Raw genomic sequence first — 728 nt, forward strand, 5'->3', positions numbered from 1 at the left:
ATATACCCCCCTAAATCGCCTTTTTTGACATCATCAAAATCTCTTAAGGCTCTAATTCGAGTTAAGAAATGACCATCGATATATTCACAATCATCAATAAATTCGTATTTTTTTGCAGGCTCTTGTTGATTAACAGACGCAGTTTCATTTGAAATAGAAGAGATAACGGGGGTGGTTTTTACTGTAGTATTCATACTAATATGTCCTAATCAAGAGTTTTGAAATTGACACCCTATAAGGGGCGTCGGGCGTTCAAAACACGGTGATTAGTCCGTTGTTACGCTTTTCTCATAAGAGTATTTTATGGCGTAACTACACCCGACAAAATTATCATATATGCTAATCATAGCATAAAAGATAGCCAGTTTTTAAAAGCTTTGGAAAGATTGTTTCGTAATCTATCCGCTAATCACAAAGTGTTTTGATCACTTGAGTACTTATATAACAAAATACGTATTTACTGTCAAATAATATTTTATCTTTTTGATATTTTTTTGTATTTTTTAAATACGTTGTGTATTGGTAATATCTTATGCTTATTAATTGTTTCTTTTATATTTATGTGCTTTTAAAGCTATATTACGGGCTTTGTGAAACGATTGCGTATTTTCTGAATCTATACATTTATAATATTTTAGAAACGCTCTCATTATGCGTATTTTAAACTTTATAACCTATCAATTTTGTCACTAAATGGCTTTTAAGATTTCTGTTAATTTCTTTTAATA

At 29.9% G+C, this 728-nt stretch carries 1 pseudogene; it reads right to left on the reverse strand.

The annotated features are described in order from the left end of the window. Nucleotides 1-194 (reverse strand): annotated as a pseudogene (locus tag ACFIK3_RS09720) (hypothetical protein); the annotation flags it as partial. Between the last annotated feature and the right edge of the window lie 534 nt (nt 195-728).

Origin of the sequence: Bartonella sp. CB10SXKL, from assembly GCF_042195515.1 — a bacterium.
Classification (GTDB): domain Bacteria; phylum Pseudomonadota; class Alphaproteobacteria; order Rhizobiales; family Rhizobiaceae; genus Bartonella.